Below are 19,522 nucleotides of genomic sequence, written 5' to 3' on the forward strand. Positions count from 1 at the left end.
CTCCGACCTGGACCTGGAGCAGCGATGTCCGCGGAACACTCTGTGCGTGAGTTCGACTACGTGGTGGTCGGCGGTGGGACCGCCGGCGCCGTCGTCGCCGCGCGGCTGAGCGAGGACCCGGAGGTCACCGTCTGCGTGGTGGAGGCCGGTCCCTCGGACGTCGGCGACGAGAGCATCCTCAGACTCGACCGGTGGATGGCGCTGCTGGAGTCCGGCTACGACTGGGACTACCCCGTCGAGCCGCAGGAGAACGGCAACAGCTTCATGCGGCAGGCCCGCGCCAAGGTGCTGGGCGGCTGCTCGTCCCACAACTCCTGCATCGCCTTCTGGGCACCGGCCGAGGACCTGGACGAGTGGGGCGCGCTGGGCTGTACGGGGTGGAGCGCGGCGGAGTGCTTCCCGCTCTACCGGCGGCTGGAGACCAACGACGCGCCCGGCGAACACCATGGCCGGTCGGGGCCGGTGACGATCCGTACCGTACCCCCGAACGATCCGTGCGGCCGGGCACTGCTGGAGGCGTGCGCCGCCGCCGGTATCCCCGTCACGCCGTTCAACACCGGCTCCACGGTGGTACGCGGGGCGCACTGGTTCCAGATCAACGCGCGCGCGGACGGCGTCCGTTCCTCCGCCTCCGTGGCGTATCTGCACCCCGTCATGGGCAAGCGGCCGAATCTGGAGGTCCGTACGGGTCTCCAGGCCAAGCGGCTGCTGTTCGACGAGGCACGGCGCTGTACGGGGGTGGAGTATCTGGAACCCGACACGATTCACAGCGGCGCGGTCGCGGCCCGGCGCGAGGTGATCGTCAGCTGCGGCGCCATCGACTCGCCGAAGCTGCTGATGCTGTCGGGCATCGGTCCCGCCGGATGGCTGCGGGACGTCGGAGTGGATGTACGGGTGGACTCCCCCGGGGTCGGCTCGCGTCTCCAGGACCATCCCGAGGGCGTGATCATGTGGGAGGCGAAGCGGCCGATGGTCACCTCGTCCACCCAGTGGTGGGAGATCGGCATCTTCGCCGACACAGAACCCGGCCTGGACCGGCCCGACTTGATGTTCCACTACGGCTCGGTGCCGTTCGACCTGAACACCTACCGGCGTGGCTATCCGACCACGGACAACGCCTTCTGTCTCACCCCGAATGTCACCAGGGCCCGGTCCATGGGGACGGTCCGGCTGCGTACCCGCGACTTCCGGGACAAACCCGCGGTGGATCCGCGCTACTTCACGCATCAGCACGACATCCGGGTGATGACCTACGGGCTGCGGCTGGCCCGGGAGATCGCCGGCCGGGCGCCGATGGCGGAGTGGGCCGGGACGGAGCTGGCGCCGGGACCGGCGGCGCGCTCCGACGACGAGCTGTTCTCGTACATCCGCGAGACCCACAACACCGTCTACCACCCGGCGGGGACGGTACGGATGGGGGCGCCGGGTGACGTCGGCTCACCGCTCGATCCACGGCTGCGGGTCAAGGGGGTCACCGGGCTGCGGGTGGCCGACGCGTCCGTGATGCCGTTCCTGCCCACGGTCAATCCCTGTATCACCACGATGATGATCGGCGAGAAGTGCGCGGACATGATCAAGGCGGACGCGGGGTGAGAGGCGGAACGGGGCGGCCTGCTGCACCGAACGGATGAGCACCGGCTGAGCACGCCTGAGCACGGCGGCGGTGCAACGTCGTCGCAACGTCCCGCTCCATAAGGTCGGGCGTGGGCGCCGTCCAACGGCGGGCGGCGCGGAATCCGGGAGGCCACAGAGATGACCCGTTACGCAGCGCCCGGCAGCGAGGGCGCGATCGTCTCGTACAAGTCCCGCTACGACCACTGGATCGGCGGAGAGTACGTACCGCCGGCGCGCGGCCAGTACTTCGAGAACCCCAGCCCGGTCAATGGCCGCCCCTTCACCGAGATCGCCCGTGGCACCGCCGACGATGTCGAGCGCGCCCTGGACGCGGCGCACGGCGCCGCCCCCGGCTGGGCGAGGACGTCGGCGGCGGAGCGCGCCAATATCCTCAACCGGATCGCCCACCGGATGGAGGAGCATCTGGAGGAGCTGGCGGTCGCCGAGAGCTGGGAGAACGGCAAGCCTGTCCGGGAGACCCTCGCGGCCGACATCCCGCTCGCCATCGACCACTTCCGCTATTTCGCGGGGGCACTGCGCGCCCAGGAGGGCACGCTCAGCGAACTGGACGACGACACCGTCGCGTACCACTTCCACGAGCCGCTCGGTGTGGTCGCCCAGATCATCCCGTGGAACTTCCCGATCCTGATGGCGACCTGGAAACTGGCGCCGGCGCTGGCCGCCGGGAACGCCGTCGTACTGAAACCCGCCGAGCAGACGCCGGCCTCCATCCATCTCTGGATGAGCCTGATCGCCGATCTGCTGCCGCCCGGTGTGGTCAATATCGTCAACGGCTTCGGCGTCGAGGCGGGCAAACCGCTGGCGTCCAGCCCGCGCGTGGCGAAGGTCGCGTTCACCGGCGAGACCACGACGGGGCGGCTGATCATGCAGTACGCCTCCGAGAACATCAAGCCCGTCACACTGGAACTCGGCGGCAAGAGCCCGAACCTCTTCTTCGACGACGTCTGGGCCGCGGACGACGACTTCCGTGACAAGGCGCTCGAAGGCTTCACGATGTTCGCCCTCAACCAGGGCGAGGTGTGCACCTGTCCGTCTCGGGCGCTCATCCAGGACGGCCACTACAGCGAGTTCCTGGAGGCGGGCGTGGCCCGCACGGAGGCGATCGTGCCGGGCCACCCGCTGGACACCGACACGATGGTCGGCGCGCAGGCGTCCAACGACCAGCTGGAGAAGATCCTCTCGTATCTGGACATCGGCCGGCAGGAGGGCGCCAAGGTCCTGACGGGTGGTCAGCGCATCGACTACGACGGCGAACTGGCCGGCGGCTACTACGTCCAGCCCACGATCTTCGAGGGCCACAACCGCATGCGGATCTTCCAGGAGGAGATCTTCGGGCCGGTCCTCGCGGTGACGTCCTTCAGCGACTTCGACGACGCGATCAAAACCGCGAACGACACCCTGTACGGACTCGGCGCTGGCGTCTGGACGCGGGACATGAACACCGCCTACCGGGCGGGCCGTTCGATCCAGGCGGGCAGGGTCTGGACGAACTGCTACCACGCCTACCCGGCGCACGCCGCGTTCGGCGGCTACAAGCAGTCGGGGATCGGCCGCGAGAACCACCGGATGATGCTGGACCACTATCAGCAGACGAAGAACCTGCTGGTGTCGTACTCGCCGAAGAAGCTGGGCTTCTTCTAGGCGCAGGAGGAGGGCGCCTGACCTGGGTCTTCACCCGTCAGGCGCCCTTCGCGGCGCACGGCTGAGCGGTATGTCGAGATGCGCCGTCAATCCCGATAACTCCCACTGGTATCCCAGCTCTGACCAGCAGTTCCGGGGCATTCCCGGGCCGAGGTCTCGCCAAGTCTTCCTCCGCGTCGCCCATCGGCGCCTCCCAACGCCGCATGGACGCTTCGATCAGCCTGTTCGCGTGGCTCCGCGCTTCGGCCAAGAACGTGGCGTAGTAGCGGAAGAGGGCCTGGATGCTTTGGAGGGAGGCTCGTGGTTCGCAGCGTGGCGTAGTCCGCGAAGCGGAACTGGGACACCTGTGTGACGCCCGGGGGCCCGGCTTGTGTCAGGGATATGACGCCGCCCTTCGCCGCGGCGTAGTGCGCCATGTCGGTCGCGCCGGACTGCGCGCTGACCGATGAGATGGTGACGATCCGGCCCCAGCCGGCTGCCCGCATGTCCGGGACGACGGCCTGGACGCAGTGGAATGTGCCGGTGAGGTCTGACGCCGAGAATGTGGTCCCATTCCTGGACGGTGATGTCCGTGAACGGTGTGAAGGAGTCGACGCCGGCGGAGGCGACCAGGATCTCCACCGGGCCGAACTCGTCCCGCACCGCGCTTACGGCGTCGTTGATCGCATCGCGGTCAACGACGCCGTTGATCGCGTCGCGGTCGGTGACGTCGACCTCGTAGGCCCGCGTGGCGGAGCCCAGCACCGTACTCAGCTCGGTGACGGCCTGCCGTGCCGCGTCGCCCTGCCGGTCGAACAGGGCGACGCGGTGCCCTTGTTCGGCGAGGCGCCGGGAGATGCCCAGCCCCATGCCGGAGGCGGCGCCGGTGACACGGCCACCCGGCCGGGCGTCGTGGACTGTGTGGCGGATCGGCTCACTGTTCGCTCCTTCGTCGTCGGCGTGAGGGCGTGGCTACCAGGCGACCGGCAGTTCGTGGACGCCGTAGGTGGCCATCTCGTGGCGGAACCTCAGTTCTTCGGCCGGTACCGCCAGCCGGAGTGCGGGCAGCGCGATCTCTGGTTCCGCGCGTGCCAGTGACTGCCCGAGGCACTGGTGGACGCCGTAGCCGAAGGCGAGGCCCGCGGGCGCTGCGGCCGATGTCGAAGCGGTCGGGGTCGGTCAGGAACGTCGAGTCCCGGTTTCCGGCGGACAGGTTCGTGACCAGCGTGTCTCCGGCCCGTACGAGTTGCCCGCCGATGGTCAGGTCCTCAAGGGCCACGCGCACGATCAGGTCCTGGGCGATGGTCAGGTAGCGCAGGAGCTCCTCGACGGCGTTCGCGAGGACGCCCGGGTCGTCCGTGTCACGGATGCGGGCCGGCGCCTCGGGGTTCCGCAGGAGGGTGAGGGTGGACAGGCCGATCATGTTGGACGTGGTCTCGTGTCCGGCGATCAGGAGGATGTTGCCGTTCATCGCGGCTGTTTCGCGGGTGATCTCGCCCGTGCCGACCCGCTCGGTGATCAGCCTGCTGATGAGGTCGTCTCCCGGCTCACGCTCCTTGAGTGCCACCAGCTCCAGCAGGTAGCCGTAGAGCGCCATGCTGGCCGCGTGCCGCTCCTCCGCACCGGCCCTTCTGGTTGAGCAGGGTGTTGCTGTGTTCCTGGAAGATCTCGTGATCCGTGTGGGGCACCCCGAGCAGCAGGGAGATCACCAGTGACGGGATGGGCGGCGCGTAGTCGGTGACGAGGTCGGCCGGCTGTCCCTTGCTGATCATCTTGTCGGGGATGTCGTCGACCATCTCCTCAATCTGCGGGCGCATCGCCTGGACGTTCTTGACCGTGAAGTCCTTGGTCAGCATGCGGCGCAGCCGCGCGTGCTCCGGGTCGTCCATCTTCGGGAAGATCGGCGGCCGGCCTTCGGTGTCCACCGTGGCGGCGCTGATCCGCTCATCGCTCAGCACCGCCCGGATGTCCTCGAAGCGGCTCACCATCCAGACGGGCGCGCCGTGCCAGTCCGCCCGCTGCAACCCGTCCTTGTCGCGCCACTGCGCCTATTCCTGGGGCGGATCGAGGGGACAGCGTGCGTCACGCACGCCGGGGAAGGACGGCAGACCCGCCGTGTCGTTCATGTCGGTACCCAGACTCATGACTGCTCCTTGGCTTGGGGTCGGTTGATGCTGACGACACCGCTCGGACGCGGTGGTGGTCGTGCTCCGGGGCCGGCGGGCCCGCAAGGGGTCAGGCGGCGACCGCGCCGGTGACGGCCTCGTTCCACCGCGCGCCGGACGCGATGAGCGCCCGCCACGCACGCAGGGCTTTCGGGGGCATCCCGATCGCGAGTGCTCCGGCCAGCCGGTCCTGACGGCGGTAGGCGATCAGGAAGCGCCCCTGCGCCACCTCACCGTCCACCACCCTGGCTTCCTCGTGGTCGCGCAGATGCCCGTACGCCTGGACCTTCATCCCGTATTGGTCGGACCAGAAGTACGGCACCGGGGCGAACGGCCGCCGAAGCTCCGGGGCCAGCAGGTCGCGGGCGACGGCAAGGCCCTGCTCGGTGGCGTTGGTACGGTGCTCGACGCGCATTGCCGTACCGAACAGCGGGTTGCGCCACCGGGCCACGTCCCCCACCCCGTACACACCGGGTGCGGCGGAGCTGAACTCGTCACACAGCAGCCCGTCCAGCACGGCGAGCCCGCTGCTCTCCAGCCATTCGGTGTTGGGCAGGGAGCCGATGGCGACCAGCACGTCGTCCGCCGGGATCACGCTCTGGTCGGCCAGTCGCACACCGCGGACCTCACCGCGGGCACCGAGGATCTCCGAGACCGTGACGCCCGTGCGCAGGCGGACACCGTGGTCGACGTGGGCCTGGGCCAGGAACCGGCCGGCCTGCTCACCGACGGCCATGGCCATCGGGACCGGGCCGGACTCCAGCATGGTCACGTCCACTCCGAGCCCACGCGCGACGGCGGCCACCTCGGCGCCGACGAACCCGGCACCGACGATCACCAGCCGCCGCCCCGGAAGAAGCCGCTCCCTCAGCGCCAGCGCGTCTAGCAGGCCCCGGAGCGGTGCACCCCGGCCAGACCCTCACAGCCCGGCAGACGGCGGGAGCGGACACCGGTCGCGACGACCAGGCCCCGAAGGGCATCCGGGTGCCCTTCGGGGGCGAAGGGCACCCGGGTGCCATCAGCCAGTGTCACGGTCCGCCCGGCCAGATCCAGCCCGGCGGCGGGCACTCCCAGACGCAGGTCCAGGCGCAGAGCATCGAGATCGGCCTGCGGGCGCAGGGCGAGCCGGTCGGGCTGCCACTGTCCGGTCAGGACCTGCTTGGACAGCGGCGGACGGTCGTAGGGCAGGTACGGCTCGTCCCCGATCAGCGTGACCACACCGTCGTACCTCGATCGCCGCAGCCCCTCCGCGGTGGCCAGCCCGCGCCGGCCGACGCACCGACGATCACCACCCGGTTCACGACTCCACCAGATGGATCGCAGCGGCCGGACAGACCATCGCCGACTCGCGGACGGCGTCATCCAGACCGGGAGGGGGCGTCTCGTCCAAGGCTGACGCTACCGCAAGTGATAGTGAGCCATCGGATGCTACGGTCGGTGATGACGAACGGCCCTTCGAGACGGATGCGTGCCGACGCGGGCGCAACTCAGAGCGGATTCTGCGAGCGGCTCGGGAGGTATTCGCCGCCAGCGGCCCCGAAGCATCGCTGGAGGAGATCGCCCGCCGCGCCGGGGTGGGCAGCGCGACGGTCTACCGCCGGTTCACCGACAAGGAAGAACTTGTCCGGGCGGCCCTGGACCAGAGCCTGACGGAGATCATGTCTCCCGCCGCTGAACAGGCCCTCAGCGACGAAAACCCCCGGCGCGCACTGGCCACCATGCTGGAGGCCGCGATGTCCGTCGCGGCCCGCGAACGCAACACCCTGGCCGCCGCCAAGAACTCGGGAGCCATCGCCGCAGAGGTACCGGACCAGTTCTTCGCGACTCTGGCCCAGCTCCTTCGCCAAGGACAGCGGGCCGGCCAGATCCGCGACGACGTGGTACCCGACGACCTGCACAGGATCATGGGAATGCTGGTCGGCGTCCTGTGGAGCATGGATCCCGACAGCGACGGCTGGAAGCGCTACGTCGCGCTCATCCTCGACGCCCTGTCCCCGACCTCGGCCAGCCCCCTACAGCCCCCGGCACCGCTGCCGTCCGCGGGTAAGCCGGACCACTGGCCCGTTTTCTCCGACGAGTAAGGCCCAACGGCTCCGAGCACGAACCCGGGCCCGGAACGGCAAGGCAACGGGGCTGCTCGGCCCGGTGGTGACCGGCTTCCCGCGCGCCCCGCCATGGGGACCAGGTGGTCGATACGCCGCGAGCAGTCGGCGAGGTCCGGCACCAATCGTCGATTCCTGGCCCGAGTTGCCCCGGTCCGGCCGCACGGAACGGGTGTCAGAGGCGCTGTGCATACTGCTGCGCATGACGTCCCAGCCTGCCGCCCGGATCCACCTTCGACGGCCTGCCCCTGGCCGTACGGGTCTCGGCCTGCCGACGCCCTGGACGCCGTCGACCGGGGCCCGGACGTCGACCGCGTCCAATCCGCCATGAACACACTGTCCCTCACGGTCTACGAACACCGCCGTCTAGGCTCGCTGACGGACCTTCAGCCCTGGTCGGGGAACGCGTCGTCGATGATGATGTGCGGCTCTGGCCACCCGCGCCGCAGGCGGCGCGAAGTCCAAGATCCCCCGACAGGTCAAGCGCAGAGCACCAAGATGACCGCGATCTGCATCAGCTCGCGTAGCTTGCGTAGCTTGCGGACCGACGCCGCCACATGGGCGCCTCGCCCGAGTAGTCAGCTGAGGTGAGGCTGTAGCTCGGGACGGAAGCGCCCAGGTCAGCCGTGCTTCGGTGTCGCTTCACACCAGACGTGGCGCGGCCCGATCGACGTGCTGTACGAAGCCAAGTGAACCAAGCCACCCGAACCGGCGCCCATTGAGCACACGCTTACCTGGGCAGCTTCTCAGACGCGGCGAAATCCACTTCGGACGCGGGCAGCACCCGGATGCCGCGCCCAGGGAAGTCGAGGTGCCGGAAGATCTCATTGTGGTGCGCGATCGACTGCCCCGGCGGGGCGTACTCGCCGCTGTCGAGCCGGACGGACGTGGTGTGCCCGTCGGCGACCAGCACCACGTCATACCGGTGGCTCAGCGCCTGCCGCGCCGTGGTGTCCACACAGATCTCGGTCGCGAACCCGGTGACGACCACCTCGGTGACCCCGAGCACCCGCAGGACCTTGTCGAGATCGGTGTCAAGGAAGCTGTCCGGGCTGGTCTTGTGGACGACGGTCTCGTCGGCAGCGGGCGCGAGTTCGGGCACGATCCGCCAGCCCTCGGTCCCAGCTTCCATCCCGGCACCCTGGTCCAGAATCGTTACTACCGGTACACCAGCGGCTCTGGCGCGTTCGCGCAACCCGGCGATCACGGCGACGGTCTCGGCTGCCTGGTAGGCAATGGCCACTGGGGCGTTCTGCATGTCGATGACGAGGAGCGCGGATGCGTGTGACATGGGATCACGGTAGCGGCCCCGCTCTGGGCAGCGACGTGATCACAAAGAATCGGCCCGCCACCTCGATCGCCACCGGAGTTTGCCGCTGACGAAACAATTCTCACAGACACGCCAACGTCATCTGCTCGTGCCGCCTTCAGCGTTGGACTGCAAGCTGGCAGTTGTACGCCGCGTCTCGCGGAATCCTGACACACCCGCCCAACCCGGCCCGGCCAGCCCTCGCACGGCAGGGCTTCGCGTCCCTGGAGGCCCCTGGCCGGCCGTACCGACCTCACCAGCAACGCCTACCGCCGGGCCCGCGCCCGCCGCCTCGCCGCCTCGCCGCCTCGGCCGAGTGGCGCGCTCAGATGGAGACGGCACGGACGACGGTGACGGTGGTGTCGCTGACGTCGTAGCGGATGACGACGCCGCTGATGGTGGCCTCGCGTCGGTCTTCGGCGTCCTTGACGGGGGTTCTTCGCCGCGGGCCAGGCGCTGAAGAGAGCGGCATCCTCTCTGTCGGCGTCGGTGCCTCCGTGCCGACTCAACAGGCCCCCCAGTTGTCAGACGAACGACGAACCCCACCAAGACGTGGTCTTGGTGGGGTTACTAGTCAAGCTCAAGCGACGTGGGAGAGCGTCGTCGCGCCAGCATGACGGGCTTGGGCTTCGAGTGCCTCGACATCCCCCTCGGGAAGTTCCAGCCACACCATCCGCTCGTTCTCGATGGTGGTGAGCACGAGTTTCCCGCCCAGAGAGACCTCACCGCCGACGGTGCGGTGGGCGAGGCGAGCGAAGTCGGTAAGGCCATCGCTGGTGGTGAGGGTGTAGCCGCCGGGCAAATACATGCGCCTCGCCCTGGCGGCCGGAACGGACCGCCGCGGGTCGCGACGACCACGGCAGGGGCTCCGTCGCAGTAAATCCGGTATCTACTGCGGCAGTTGCGAACGCGTCTCCGCGGCCGAGCATCCGCCCCAATGCGGTTCTGCTGTGCGGACTTGAGGGGCGGGGACTGTCAGTGCCCGACGCCGACCAGGTCCGGCGCCAGCATGCTTGCCTGGGTCATGCCTCCAGATCCTCCGTCACTGGCAGGCACTCGGCGAGCAGGTCGACGATGTCGCGCCAGGCTCGCTGTGCGTGCCGTGGGTGGTAGCCGACGCCGGGGACCGCGGGGTGGTCGACCGGTGGGTGGTGGAAGGCGTGCAAGGCTCCGCCGTAGACCGTGAGGCGCCAGTCGACGCCTGCGGCCTGCATCTCGGCGGTGAACGCGTTCCGTTGCGCGGGCGGCATGATCGGGTCTTCCGACCCGACCCCGGCCCACACCGGGCAGCGGATGCGCGCAGCCTCGCCCGGCCGGCCTGTGGTCAGTGCGTTGACTGTCCCGATCGCACGCAGGCTGACGCCGCCGCGCCCGAGTTCCAGCCCGACGGCGCCCCCGGTGCCGTAGCCGACGGCGGCGATCCGGTCGGGGTCGGTCCGCGGTTCGATGCGCAGCACGTCGAGCGCCGCGTGGCCGATGCCCCGCATCCGGTCGGGATCAGCGAGCAGTGGCAGGCAACGGGCCAGCATCTCCTCGGGGTCGCCCAAATAGCGCCCGCCGTGAAGGTCGAAGGCCAGCGCTATATATCCCAGCTCGGCGAGAGCGTCGGCCCGGCGGCGTTCGACGTCGCTGAGCCCCATGCCCTCCGGTCCGAGCAGCACCGCGGGCCGGCGGTCGACACCGGCCGGGAGAGCGAGGTGCCCGGTCATCGTCAAACCGTCGGCCGGGTACTCGACCGTACGCGTCGTAATCGTCGTCATGAGACTGGACTGTAGTGATCATCGAGCCCGGTCCGGCCGGTGTTCTGCCACTGGCAGAAATGCGCGCGTGTCCCGACCCGAAGCGCTCATAACCAAGTTGCCGGCGAGCGATCACGTCTCTGCGTAGCTTGCCTGGCACAGATCCTGCGCACGCTCCACGTCCTTCGACGCGCGGAACTGCACCTCCAAGTCGCCCGTCCCGCGGTGGCCGAGCCCCGTCACGTCCCGGGTGAACCCGGAGACGAGATCGACCTCCTTCGGGTCGACCTTGAGGTACAAGGAGCTTGCTCCGCTGAGGCGGGCAGACGCAGGCGAAGTTCCGCAGACGCTGATACGCCCGGTACTGCTTGCGCTCAACGCGGTTCACGCCGTCCCCGAGGCCGAGCAACGCCTCGTCGACCGCGTTCACCAACTCGACCATCGACGCTTCCCGGACGTCGCCTACCGTCCGCGCGACTGCCTGTCGGCGCACCCGCCGGGCTACCTGCGTGCCGTCGCTCACGGACGCCACGGTCTCAAGGCCGAGCAGGTCGGTGCCGAAGAGCCGGTAGCGGACCAGGTGCTCGAACTCCGCCCGGTGGTCCATCAGCCACGAGAGGTAGAACAAGCCCTGGTTGATGACGCCCGAGTCGATGCCCCGCTTGTACTCGACGATGACCGGCGACCCGTTCTCGTCCAGCCCGATCGAGCTGATCCGGCCCCCGACGTGGCGCCTGGGCGGCGAGCAGTCCGATCAGCTCGTCCCGCCATCGGCGGACGGTGGACTCGGACACGTCGTTGCCATCGGCCATGTCGGCCAGGCGCTGGTCGTACGGTGCACGGCCAGAACGATCGATCACCCCGATCCTTCCCGGCGGCAGGAGGCCCCACCGGGACACCATCGCCTTCAGATGGCGCCGCAGCAGATCGGCGAGCTGGTTGACGGTGCGCGTGGAAAGCGACAGACGGCACTGACAGGTAAGCGGGCAGGTGCCTCCGAGTGATGCTCGTGTCCGCCCCAGACGGGCTCAGTGGATCTCCCCAATCGCGCCTCGGCCGAGGCGAGAGTCCATCGTGTTTGATGCTACGGCTACGCTCGCGGTGATCAACACAGAGGAGGTACGCGCATGGATCTCACCGGGAATACGGTGGTAGTCACCGGGGCCGGGCGCGGGTTCGGGCGAGCGTTGGCCCTGAGCGCAGGCCGATTGGGGGCGCACGTGTTCGTTTCCGCGCGCTCTCTGGCCGCGGCACAGAAGGTGGCCGATGACGTGACGTCCGACAGCGGCGCGCAAGCTGACGCGTTCGGCTGCGATCTGGCCAACCCAACCTCCATAAAGGCGTTCGCCGACGGGGTCACCGCCCACACCGGCCAGGTGGACGTGCTGATCAACAATGGGGCCCGCTACCTGGCAGGCCCTGATCTTTGGGATGCCGACGACGGCGCGATCACCGACACCATCGCGTCCGGAGCCACCGGCACCCTGCTCACGGTCAAGCACTTCCTCCCGTTGCTACGCGTTTCCACTGGTGCCGATGTCGTCAACCTGGTCTCCTCGGCCGCGGAAGCCCGGAACCATCGCTCTCAGGCGCACCCCGCGTTCTACGCGGCCAAAGCCGCGCAAGCCGGCTTTGCCGACGTCCTCTCCCAGCGGCTCCGCCCTGAGGGCATCCGTGTCATCTCGCTCTACCCACCGGACTTCACGGACGGCGACCCACTCGACGCCACCTGGGAACAGGCCACCAGGACCGCCGACAACCCGCTGACCGCCCAATCCGTGCTCGACTGCGTCCTTTTCGCGATCGGTCAGTCGCGCGACTGCTTCATCCGCTCCTTCCACTTCGAGCAGTTGTGAGAGCCTGCGCGGACCCAACACCACCAGTGCAGATGCTCGCCCCTTGCATGCTCGCTGGCACGAGCACGCAGGGGGCGCGAGCGGTCCTGGTCACAGGCAAGTAGTGAACCGGCCGTCGGGACGTTTCCGCAGCCGGCCGCGACCGGCGAGTCTGGCCAATTTGCCGCGGAGCGGCTCCAGTTCGGCCTTTACTCTGACGTCAACCCCCACACCTGTCCGCCCGCGCTTCCGTCAACCGCCTCACCAGCTGTTCTTCGAGTTCATCGAGTTCCGCGCCGCGCGGTGATCCGTTCCAGCAGCTGCGGCTAGCACTCGACCGCGCGGTGCTCCGCTCGGCGATCAATGCGCTGGAAACCGTGGTGTCCCGGCAGTGCCGAGACAGGTTGGTGCTCTGGTGATGTGGAGGACTGTACGCACCAGGGCCACAACGCGGCGTGGGTCGCGTGGGACCTCCTCGCCAGTGCCGTGACCGCATAGGTTCACCGGGTTGGTTGACTTACAGGTTGTTGGTGACTTACAGGTTGTTCAGGTAAAAGTTGCCGAGCCGGTCGACGGCGGCGTCGACGTACTCGGGCTCGTCGTACATCTCGTAGTGGCCGGCGCCGTCGATCACCATGAGGTCGACCGGGTTGGGTGCCAGCTTCCACAACCGCATACCGGACTCGTAGGAGTTGGTGTTGCCGATGCGTCCGGCGAGGATGACCTGCAGCGGTTGGGTCATGAGCTGATCGACCAGGTGATACGCGTCGTAGCCCAGCAGCATCGAATCGCCGCGCGAGAGGCGGCGGTTCGTGGAGTGTTCGTTCCTGCCCCGATCGGTGCGGTAGTAGGTGACTGCCTGGATCGTGTCGATATCGGTCAGCCCGACCGCTGTGGCTTCTTCCAAGGTGTCGGGCAGCCAGTTCACGCGGGTCAGCTCGCCGGAGCGGGTCTCTTCGATGCGCGCGTCGGCCATGGTGTCGAGTGCGGCCGCCGCGCCATCCGGCTGAAAGCCGCGGAACGACGTGCCCATGTTGCCTGGGACGACCGTGCCGACCGCCTTGATGCGATGGTCCGTGCGGGCGGTGTGCACCGCGTAACCTCCGCCGGCGCAGATGCCAAGGACGCCGATGCGTTCCGGGGCGATGCCGGGGATCGTGCTGAGCGCGTCGATCGCGTAGGAGATGTCCTCGCCGCGGCGGTAGGGGTCTTCGAGGTCGCGGGGCTCTCCGCCGCTTTGACCTTGATGGGCGGGGTCGAACACGAGCGCCGCGACGCCGCAGGCGGCGAGGCGAGATGCGTAGTTCGCGCCGATCTGCTCCTTCACGCTGCTGCCGGGCGTGGAGAGCACCACGGCGCGCAGCGGCGCCGCATCGTCGATGGTGTCGGGCAGGTAGAGGTCGGCCGCGAGATCGATCGGTCCGCGCGGGATCATGATGTGCCGCAGCATCTGATGGCGCCTTTCACGTAGACCTTTGTTCCATAACCGTCCAGTACGAAAGCCAGGTGGTACAGTTCAGAACTAATTCAGAACTGTACCACCTGGACGGATGGAGGGGCTTGCGTGGCGGTTGACGGGGCGCAACTGTGGACGCTGAACCAGCGTCTGCTGAGCGTCGTCATGGATGCCTGCAGCGCTGAACTGGCCGAGCTCGGGCTGGAGACGAAGGAGTTCTTCGTGCTGGCAGAGGTGGCCGCGTCGCCGTACCCTGCCGGACTCGCGGCGGCGCTGATGATCCCTAAAGCGAGCGTGACGGTTTACGTCCGCAACCTCGTCGCAAAGGGGTTCATGCGGCGCGAGATCGATGACGAGGACCTGCGGCGGCATCGGCTCATCCTGACTGCCGAGGGCGAGGCGGCGCGGGACCGCGCGCTCTCAGCGCTCGCGGCGGAGTTCGACCGCAGGCTGGCGAGGATTACCCCGCAGGACCGCACCGATCTGCAGCGCATCCTTCTGGAGATGCTCACGACGCCAAAATGAGGCCATGACGATGGGCGGTTGGCCTTCCCGGTGAATGCCTTGCCCGCCGGCGCCCGCCCCAGCGGATGCCCTTCTCCCTAGGACGCGAGCGCGTTACCTTGCGTTCGGCGGCCAGGACGTCGCGGTGACGGGCGTTGGCGTCGCGCCCACGCAGGCAGGCGTGCAAGGCCCGGGACTGCACGGGGTGGTTGGGGTGGTTGGAGTTGGCGATGGTGAACTGCCGCAGCGGTCCGAAGTGCGCCTCGATCGGGTTCGCCCACGAGGCGCAGGTCGGGATGAAGCACAACTCGATCTTGTTCTTCTTCGCCCACGGCTGGCCGAGCTTGACCGGGCGGGTGGTGGCCGTCGCGATGACGAAGTCCCAGCGGCACCGTGCGCCGGCCAGTCTCTGGATGTGGGTCGAGGACAGTCAGCTGAAGACAGTCCCGGGCCTGCCGGGCGTCGCCGGGCAGCACCGGCGACTCCACCGCGGCGGGCTTGCGGGCCTCCAGGGCGCATCGCCACCATCGGCGCAGCCTCACGCGGCGGCGCGACCTCGCGGTGCGCTTCGAGGGTCTGTCGGTAGCCCTCGCATACACGGGCCCGGCGATCACCGGCCGGCCCCCACGATCACCTGGGTTGTCCGCCCCCTGCGGCGGGCGTAGCGTAATTGGGAGGCGGCCAGCGCCGTTCGGTCGTCGGCTCTGGGAGCCGCTGCGGAGCGTGGCGGCCGATAGTCGGTATCCGTCGGCCGGGCCACGGCGCCAGCCCTCGTGTCGGCCATGGCGCCGGCCCCCGCGTCGGCCGCGGGGGCGCCCGAGCCAGGAGTCCCTGGCCAGGAGTGGAGGGATCATGACAACGACTGCTCGGCCGTCGGACGGCACGATCGAGACCGTGCCGCACGAGGTCCACCGGCTGACCGTCCAGGTCAACGAGTCGTTCGACGCCTTCCGGGAGCGCTACGAAGACGCCGTTCCCGTGTTCCAGAGTGAGCGATTCGCGAAGCTCGTCGAGGAGGGCGCCGACTGGCAGACCGTCCTCGACGCGACGAAGGAGAACGCTCCGCACAGCTTCATCATCTACTGGAGCACGGAGTTCACATCGCTGATGCGGCTGGCGGGCGACCGGGGCCGCTGCGTGGAGTACCTGATGGGCAACCACACCTTCGCGCAGCGGATGTACCGCTACAACCCGGCCGTCATGCTCTACGCGCCGCTGCGTACCGCGATCTTCGAGGACGCCGACGGTGCCACCTGGTTCACCGTCGACCAGCCCAGCACCGCCTTCGGCAGCTTCAACACGCCGCAGATCACCAAGGTCGGCTTGGAGCTGGACCACGAACTCGCCGCGCTCCTGGGGTTCCTCGACGTTCCGGTGCCGCCCGGGTTGCAGTACTCCTGAGAGCGCAGCGTGGCGATCGGGACCCGTGAGAGGGCGGACCGCAGCTGCGGGTTGCCCCCGTGGACCTCGTCGCCGGCGACCCGGCCGACGCGGTATCCGGCGTGCAGGAACCGAGCCTCGCCGCGGCATTCGAGCACGAGCCGAGCACGAGCCGAGCACGAGCCGAGGACCCGGCGAAGACCGGCCGCCCCTCCGGACACAGCGGACTGTGCCGGCTCAGGCGTCCGGCTGAGCCGGGCCCGTGGCGGGTGGCCAGCTTCGCAAGGTCATGTCGGCCACCTGCTGGAGGACATCGCGAGTGATGCCGCCGGCGGCCTGGACGGCGATGCCGTTCGCCACAGTCATGAGGTGACGGGCGAGCAGGCCGGCATCGGCGTCGGGAGGCAGGTCGCCTTCGTCGACGGCCCGCTGGAAGCGGTCGCGGAGGAGTGAGACGTGCCCGTCGCGCCAGGCGACGAGTGCGTCGCGGGCATTGCTTCCGGGCTCACCGGCGGCGAGGGATCCCTGGACACCGAGGCACCCGGCGGGGCTGCCGACGCCGGTGGTGGCCCGGACTGCGCCGTTGAGCAGCGCGGTGGCCACCTGACGGGCGGTCGGTTCCCGCAGGGCACGGGCCCCGTATGAGGCGGGGCCCTCCGTGTAGCGCTCCAGGCACTTCCGGAACAGGTCCTCCTTGTTGCCGAAAGCCGCGTACATGCTGGTGCGGTTGATACCCATGGCGCCGGTCAGGTCGGTGAGGCTGGCGCCTTCGTAGCCCTGTTCCCAGAAGACCCGCATGGCGCGTTCGAGGACTTCCTCGGTGTCGAATCCCCTCGGCCGGCCGATCGGCGCCTTCTGTCCCGTCTTCATGCCGTCGATCGTACCCCTTCTGTACCGGTCGGTGCGAAAGATGCTACGGTCTCATTCAGTACCGATCGGTACCGAATCTGAGAGGTCTTGATCATGGGGCAGTTCGAAGGCAAGACCGCCGTCGTCACCGGCGGCGGCAGCGGGATCGGCCTGGCCACCGCCGTTCGACTGGCGGCCGAGGGCGCGCACGTGTTCATCACCGGCCGGCGCAAGACTTTGCTGGACGCGGCCGTCGAGACCATCGGCCCGGCGGCGGCCACCGCCGTGGTGGGCGACATCTCCAGCCTGGCCGACCTGGACCGGCTCTACGACACGGTCCGCGCCCGGGGCCGCGGCCTGGACATCGTGTTCGCCAACGCCGGAACCGCGTCGTTCGCGACACTCGAACAAGTCACCGAGGACCACTTCGACGAGACCTTCGGCGTCAACGTACGGGGCACGCTGTTCACGGTGCAGAAGGCGCTGCCGCTGCTCAACGACGGCGCGTCGGTGATCCTCAACTCCTCGGTGCGCGCCGACGACGGCGTCACGGCGTTCGGCACGTACGCGGCCTCCAAGGCGGCGATACGGTCCTTCGCCCGCACCTGGGCCAACGAACTCAAGGATCGCGGCATCCGGGTCAACGCGATCTCCCCGGGCACCATCGACACTCCCGCGGTCGACGCCGTGGCCGAGGGAGCCGCGCCCGTCACCAAGGCCCAGTTCGTCGCGGGTGTCCCGCTGGGCCGGATCGGGCGCCCCGACGAGGTCGCCGACGCGGTGGCCTTCCTCGCCTCCGGGCGGAGCAGCTTCATCCTGGGCGCCAATCTCTACGTCGATGGCGGCGAGAACCAGATCTGACATCGGCGTACGCGACCCGGATGACACAACCCGAAATCCAGCGCGACAGAAAGGCCATCATGTCCGACACCGACCTGCGCGAGTTCTTCCAGCGCTACATCGACGCACTCAACACTCACGAGTTTCAGCGCATGACCGAATTCATCCACGACGAGCTGGTCATGAACGGCCGGCCGGTCACGCGGGACGACGTCATCGCCGAGCTGGAGGGGCACGGCGACGCGGTGCCGGACTTCACCTGGCGGGTCCAGGACCTCGCCATCGAGGGGGATCGCGTGGCGGCCCGTCTGTTCAACAAGGGGACGCCCGCGAAGGAGTGGTTCGGTCTGCCCCCCACCGGCGCCACCGTCGAGTACGGCGAATACGCCTTCCACAAGGTCCGTGACGGGCGCTTCTACGAGATGAACTATCTGATCGACGCCCAGGCAGTTCAGCGACAGCTGGTCGGCTGACGTCCGGGTCGGCCTTCGTCAGCGTCTCTGGGAACCGTTCGCGCGCCGCGCACGGCCGGGCGGGCCCGCGGGTTCCCGGGGGCGCCGGGCAGGATGTCCGTCGCGCCGGCCAGCGCGGTCGGTGCGCCGCGTGCCCGCTCGTGCAACTGGTCGGCGCGGGCCTCCTGCCGCGGCAGGAGCTCACCAACAATCACACCCCTGACACCGGCCCGCCGCCCTCACGGACGGCGGGCTCTCGCCGGCCCGCGGTGCCGTCATTTCTCACCGGCATCCGCACACCGAGCCATCCCCAACCGCCTCGCGAACCCCGCGGCCGCCCTCTCCGGGCATCCGCCGGCTCCGGGGCGGCCGAGCCTACGGCGCACCTCGGCCTCGTCCACCCGGCCGCCTTCCGGCACCCGGGGCTTCGTACCGATCACAGAGTCCGGTCCGTGTTCGCCGATCGCCGACACCGCCACTACTCGGTGGTACCGTATAGTGGTACTCGGTAGCACGCAGTACCGAGAGAACCGAGGGGGATTCGCGATGGACGACCTGACGGAGATGCTGAAGGGCACGCTCGAAGGGTGCGTGCTCGAAATCATCAGCGGCGAGGAAACCTACGGGTACGCCATCACCCGTCGGCTGAACGAACTCGGCTTCGCCGACGTCGTCGAGGGGACGGTGTACACCATCCTGCTGCGACTGGAGCGGAACGGACTCGTCCAGGTGACGAAACGACCGTCCGGGGTCGGCCCGCCGCGCAAGTTCTACGCGCTCAATGACACCGGGCGTGAGGAACTCGCGAAGTTCTGGGCGAAATGGCAGTACGTCTCAGCACGCATCGACAGGCTCAAGGAGGGCGGGAGATGAACTTCTGGGAGACCATCACCGGCAGCGATCTCACCAGGGAATGGAAGGCGTTCGAAGTCCGGGCCGCGGCCCTGCCGGACGAATACCGGGCGGCGTGGGAACAGATCAAGGGCCACCTCTTTCCCCATGCGGACTTCACCGGCCGCAACCTGATGCCGATCCTCGACGCCGCCCTGGGGCTGCTCGAAGAAACAGCGGCGGACGGGCAGAGCGTCCACGAGGTGCTCGGCGACGACATCCCGGGCTTCTGCACGGCGCTGGCCGGTGGACAAGGGGCTCGGACCTATCGCGACCGGTGGCGCGAGCAGTTGAACAGGAACGTCGCAAGGAAACTGAGCCGGCTGGGAGGCTGACGTGGGCATCCAGGACATTATCGAGGGCAAGAAGCAGTGGCGGGCGCATATGGCTCGGGTCAAAGCGCTCCCGCCGGACTACCAGATCGTCTACAAGGAGATGCAGAGGTACCTGTTCAAGGTCGGACCGATCGACCTGCCCGACGGGCCTCTGCTCCCCGGGATCGTCGACTTCTTCGAGGAGGGCGTCGCCGCCGGCAAGGGAGTCTTGCAGCTCATCGGCACCGATGTCGCCGCGTTCTGCGACGACCTGGTCAAGGACTCACGCACCTATGCGGACGTCTACCAGGAATCCATCAGCGGGGAACCCGGCACAGCCCGGAAGTAACACCCGTCCCCTCGCCCGCACGCGCGGTTCGTTCGCCTCGGCGCGAGCAGGCGCGGGCCGACCGGCCGGCGGAGCCGCCGCG

20 protein-coding genes and 5 pseudogenes are annotated in these 19,522 nt (G+C 68.8%); 12 read left to right on the plus strand and 13 right to left on the minus strand.

What is annotated here, in order from left to right; translation table 11 throughout:
• Positions 1–24 precede the first annotated feature (24 nt).
• Positions 25–1,593, plus strand: a complete 1,569-nt coding sequence (locus ACZ7LS_RS13830) for a GMC family oxidoreductase (protein ID WP_382530046.1) — start codon at positions 25–27, stop codon at positions 1,591–1,593.
• 159 nt (positions 1,594–1,752) lie between these two features.
• Positions 1,753–3,276, plus strand: a complete 1,524-nt coding sequence (exaC, locus tag ACZ7LS_RS13835) for an acetaldehyde dehydrogenase ExaC (RefSeq protein WP_356516222.1) — start codon at positions 1,753–1,755, stop codon at positions 3,274–3,276.
• Positions 3,277–3,362: 86 nt separating this feature from the next.
• On the opposite strand, the pseudogene ACZ7LS_RS13840 reads toward exaC, so the two are convergent.
• From ACZ7LS_RS13840 to ACZ7LS_RS13860, 5 genes and pseudogenes are all read right to left on the minus strand, one after another.
• A pseudogene (locus ACZ7LS_RS13840) lies at positions 3,363–3,794 on the minus strand (SDR family NAD(P)-dependent oxidoreductase); the annotation flags it as partial.
• A gap of 25 nt (positions 3,795–3,819) precedes the next feature.
• A pseudogene (locus ACZ7LS_RS13845) lies at positions 3,820–4,185 on the minus strand (SDR family NAD(P)-dependent oxidoreductase); the annotation flags it as partial.
• Positions 4,186–4,189: 4 nt separating this feature from the next.
• Positions 4,190–4,852: a cytochrome P450 gene (locus ACZ7LS_RS13850; RefSeq protein WP_385134406.1), complete on the minus strand. Its 663-nt coding sequence runs from the start codon at positions 4,850–4,852 to the stop codon at positions 4,190–4,192.
• Positions 4,803–5,279, minus strand: coding sequence for a cytochrome P450 family protein (locus ACZ7LS_RS13855; protein WP_385134409.1), 477 nt, complete (start codon positions 5,277–5,279; stop codon positions 4,803–4,805). The genes ACZ7LS_RS13850 and ACZ7LS_RS13855 overlap by 50 nt, the downstream gene beginning before the upstream one ends.
• 211 nt (positions 5,280–5,490) lie before the next feature.
• A pseudogene (locus ACZ7LS_RS13860) lies at positions 5,491–6,721 on the minus strand (NAD(P)/FAD-dependent oxidoreductase).
• A gap of 198 nt (positions 6,722–6,919) precedes the next feature.
• Between ACZ7LS_RS13860 and ACZ7LS_RS13865 the strand changes: the two are divergent.
• The gene (locus ACZ7LS_RS13865) at positions 6,920–7,501 is read left to right on the plus strand and encodes a TetR/AcrR family transcriptional regulator (RefSeq protein WP_385134489.1); all 582 of its coding nucleotides are present in this window, start codon (positions 6,920–6,922) and stop codon (positions 7,499–7,501) included.
• Between the two features lie 751 nt (positions 7,502–8,252).
• Here the strand turns inward: ACZ7LS_RS13865 and ACZ7LS_RS13870 are convergent.
• The 5 genes and pseudogenes from ACZ7LS_RS13870 to ACZ7LS_RS13890 form a co-directional block, all read right to left on the minus strand.
• Positions 8,253–8,813 carry a cysteine hydrolase family protein gene (locus ACZ7LS_RS13870; RefSeq protein WP_382530056.1) on the minus strand — a complete coding sequence of 187 codons (561 nt, stop codon included), beginning with the start codon at positions 8,811–8,813 and terminating at the stop codon, positions 8,253–8,255.
• Between the two features lie 343 nt (positions 8,814–9,156).
• Entirely contained in the window at positions 9,157–9,303 is a 147-nt protein-coding gene (locus tag ACZ7LS_RS13875; RefSeq protein ID WP_382530058.1) for a hypothetical protein, read from the minus strand.
• A 108-nt stretch (positions 9,304–9,411) separates the two neighbouring features.
• Positions 9,412–9,639: a hypothetical protein gene (locus ACZ7LS_RS13880; RefSeq protein ID WP_385134411.1), complete on the minus strand. Its 228-nt coding sequence runs from the start codon at positions 9,637–9,639 to the stop codon at positions 9,412–9,414.
• Between the two features lie 214 nt (positions 9,640–9,853).
• On the minus strand, positions 9,854–10,591 hold the full coding sequence (locus ACZ7LS_RS13885) for a dienelactone hydrolase family protein (RefSeq protein ID WP_382530059.1): 738 nt from the start codon (positions 10,589–10,591) through the stop codon (positions 9,854–9,856).
• A 111-nt stretch (positions 10,592–10,702) separates the two neighbouring features.
• A pseudogene (locus ACZ7LS_RS13890) lies at positions 10,703–11,294 on the minus strand (DUF5655 domain-containing protein); the annotation flags it as partial.
• Here ACZ7LS_RS13890 and ACZ7LS_RS13895 point away from each other — a divergent pair.
• Complete coding sequence (locus ACZ7LS_RS13895; protein ID WP_385134413.1) at positions 11,209–11,574, plus strand: hypothetical protein; 366 nt, start codon at positions 11,209–11,211, stop codon at positions 11,572–11,574. The pseudogene ACZ7LS_RS13890 and the gene ACZ7LS_RS13895 sit on opposite strands and share 86 nt — an antisense overlap.
• Before the next feature lie 123 nt (positions 11,575–11,697).
• Positions 11,698–12,426, plus strand: a complete 729-nt coding sequence (locus tag ACZ7LS_RS13900; RefSeq protein ID WP_385134415.1) for an SDR family oxidoreductase — start codon at positions 11,698–11,700, stop codon at positions 12,424–12,426.
• A gap of 514 nt (positions 12,427–12,940) precedes the next feature.
• Here the strand turns inward: ACZ7LS_RS13900 and ACZ7LS_RS13905 are convergent.
• Entirely contained in the window at positions 12,941–13,855 is a 915-nt protein-coding gene (locus ACZ7LS_RS13905; RefSeq protein ID WP_382530063.1) for an alpha/beta hydrolase, read from the minus strand.
• Positions 13,856–13,969: 114 nt separating this feature from the next.
• Between ACZ7LS_RS13905 and ACZ7LS_RS13910 the strand changes: the two genes are divergently transcribed.
• Positions 13,970–14,386: a MarR family winged helix-turn-helix transcriptional regulator gene (locus ACZ7LS_RS13910; RefSeq protein WP_365745822.1), complete on the plus strand. Its 417-nt coding sequence runs from the start codon at positions 13,970–13,972 to the stop codon at positions 14,384–14,386.
• On the opposite strand, the pseudogene ACZ7LS_RS13915 reads toward ACZ7LS_RS13910, so the two are convergent.
• A pseudogene (locus ACZ7LS_RS13915) lies at positions 14,370–14,696 on the minus strand (hypothetical protein); the annotation flags it as partial. The gene ACZ7LS_RS13910 and the pseudogene ACZ7LS_RS13915 overlap by 17 nt on opposite strands.
• A gap of 521 nt (positions 14,697–15,217) precedes the next feature.
• On the opposite strand from ACZ7LS_RS13915, the gene ACZ7LS_RS13920 reads away from it, so the two are divergent.
• Positions 15,218–15,766, plus strand: coding sequence for a DUF302 domain-containing protein (locus ACZ7LS_RS13920; protein WP_382530067.1), 549 nt, complete (start codon positions 15,218–15,220; stop codon positions 15,764–15,766).
• 216 nt (positions 15,767–15,982) lie between these two features.
• Here ACZ7LS_RS13920 and ACZ7LS_RS13925 read toward each other — a convergent pair whose 3' ends face one another.
• Positions 15,983–16,615, minus strand: a complete 633-nt coding sequence (locus ACZ7LS_RS13925) for a TetR/AcrR family transcriptional regulator (RefSeq protein ID WP_382530069.1) — start codon at positions 16,613–16,615, stop codon at positions 15,983–15,985.
• 93 nt (positions 16,616–16,708) lie between these two features.
• On the opposite strand from ACZ7LS_RS13925, the gene ACZ7LS_RS13930 reads away from it, so the two are divergent.
• From ACZ7LS_RS13930 to ACZ7LS_RS13950, 5 genes are all read left to right on the plus strand, one after another.
• Positions 16,709–17,455: an SDR family NAD(P)-dependent oxidoreductase gene (locus ACZ7LS_RS13930; RefSeq protein WP_382530071.1), complete on the plus strand. Its 747-nt coding sequence runs from the start codon at positions 16,709–16,711 to the stop codon at positions 17,453–17,455.
• Positions 17,456–17,514: 59 nt separating this feature from the next.
• Positions 17,515–17,907 carry an ester cyclase gene (locus ACZ7LS_RS13935; RefSeq protein ID WP_385134418.1) on the plus strand — a complete coding sequence of 131 codons (393 nt, stop codon included), beginning with the start codon at positions 17,515–17,517 and terminating at the stop codon, positions 17,905–17,907.
• A 525-nt stretch (positions 17,908–18,432) separates the two neighbouring features.
• Positions 18,433–18,759, plus strand: coding sequence for a PadR family transcriptional regulator (locus tag ACZ7LS_RS13940; RefSeq protein ID WP_382530075.1), 327 nt, complete (start codon positions 18,433–18,435; stop codon positions 18,757–18,759).
• Complete coding sequence (locus ACZ7LS_RS13945; RefSeq protein WP_382530077.1) at positions 18,756–19,112, plus strand: DUF1048 domain-containing protein; 357 nt, start codon at positions 18,756–18,758, stop codon at positions 19,110–19,112. Before ACZ7LS_RS13940 ends, ACZ7LS_RS13945 begins: the two co-directional genes overlap by 4 nt.
• A gap of 1 nt (position 19,113) precedes the next feature.
• The gene (locus tag ACZ7LS_RS13950; protein WP_382530079.1) at positions 19,114–19,440 is read left to right on the plus strand and encodes a DUF1048 domain-containing protein; all 327 of its coding nucleotides are present in this window, start codon (positions 19,114–19,116) and stop codon (positions 19,438–19,440) included.
• Positions 19,441–19,522: the final 82 nt, after the last annotated feature.

The organism is Streptomyces sp. NPDC039430, assembly GCF_055639435.1.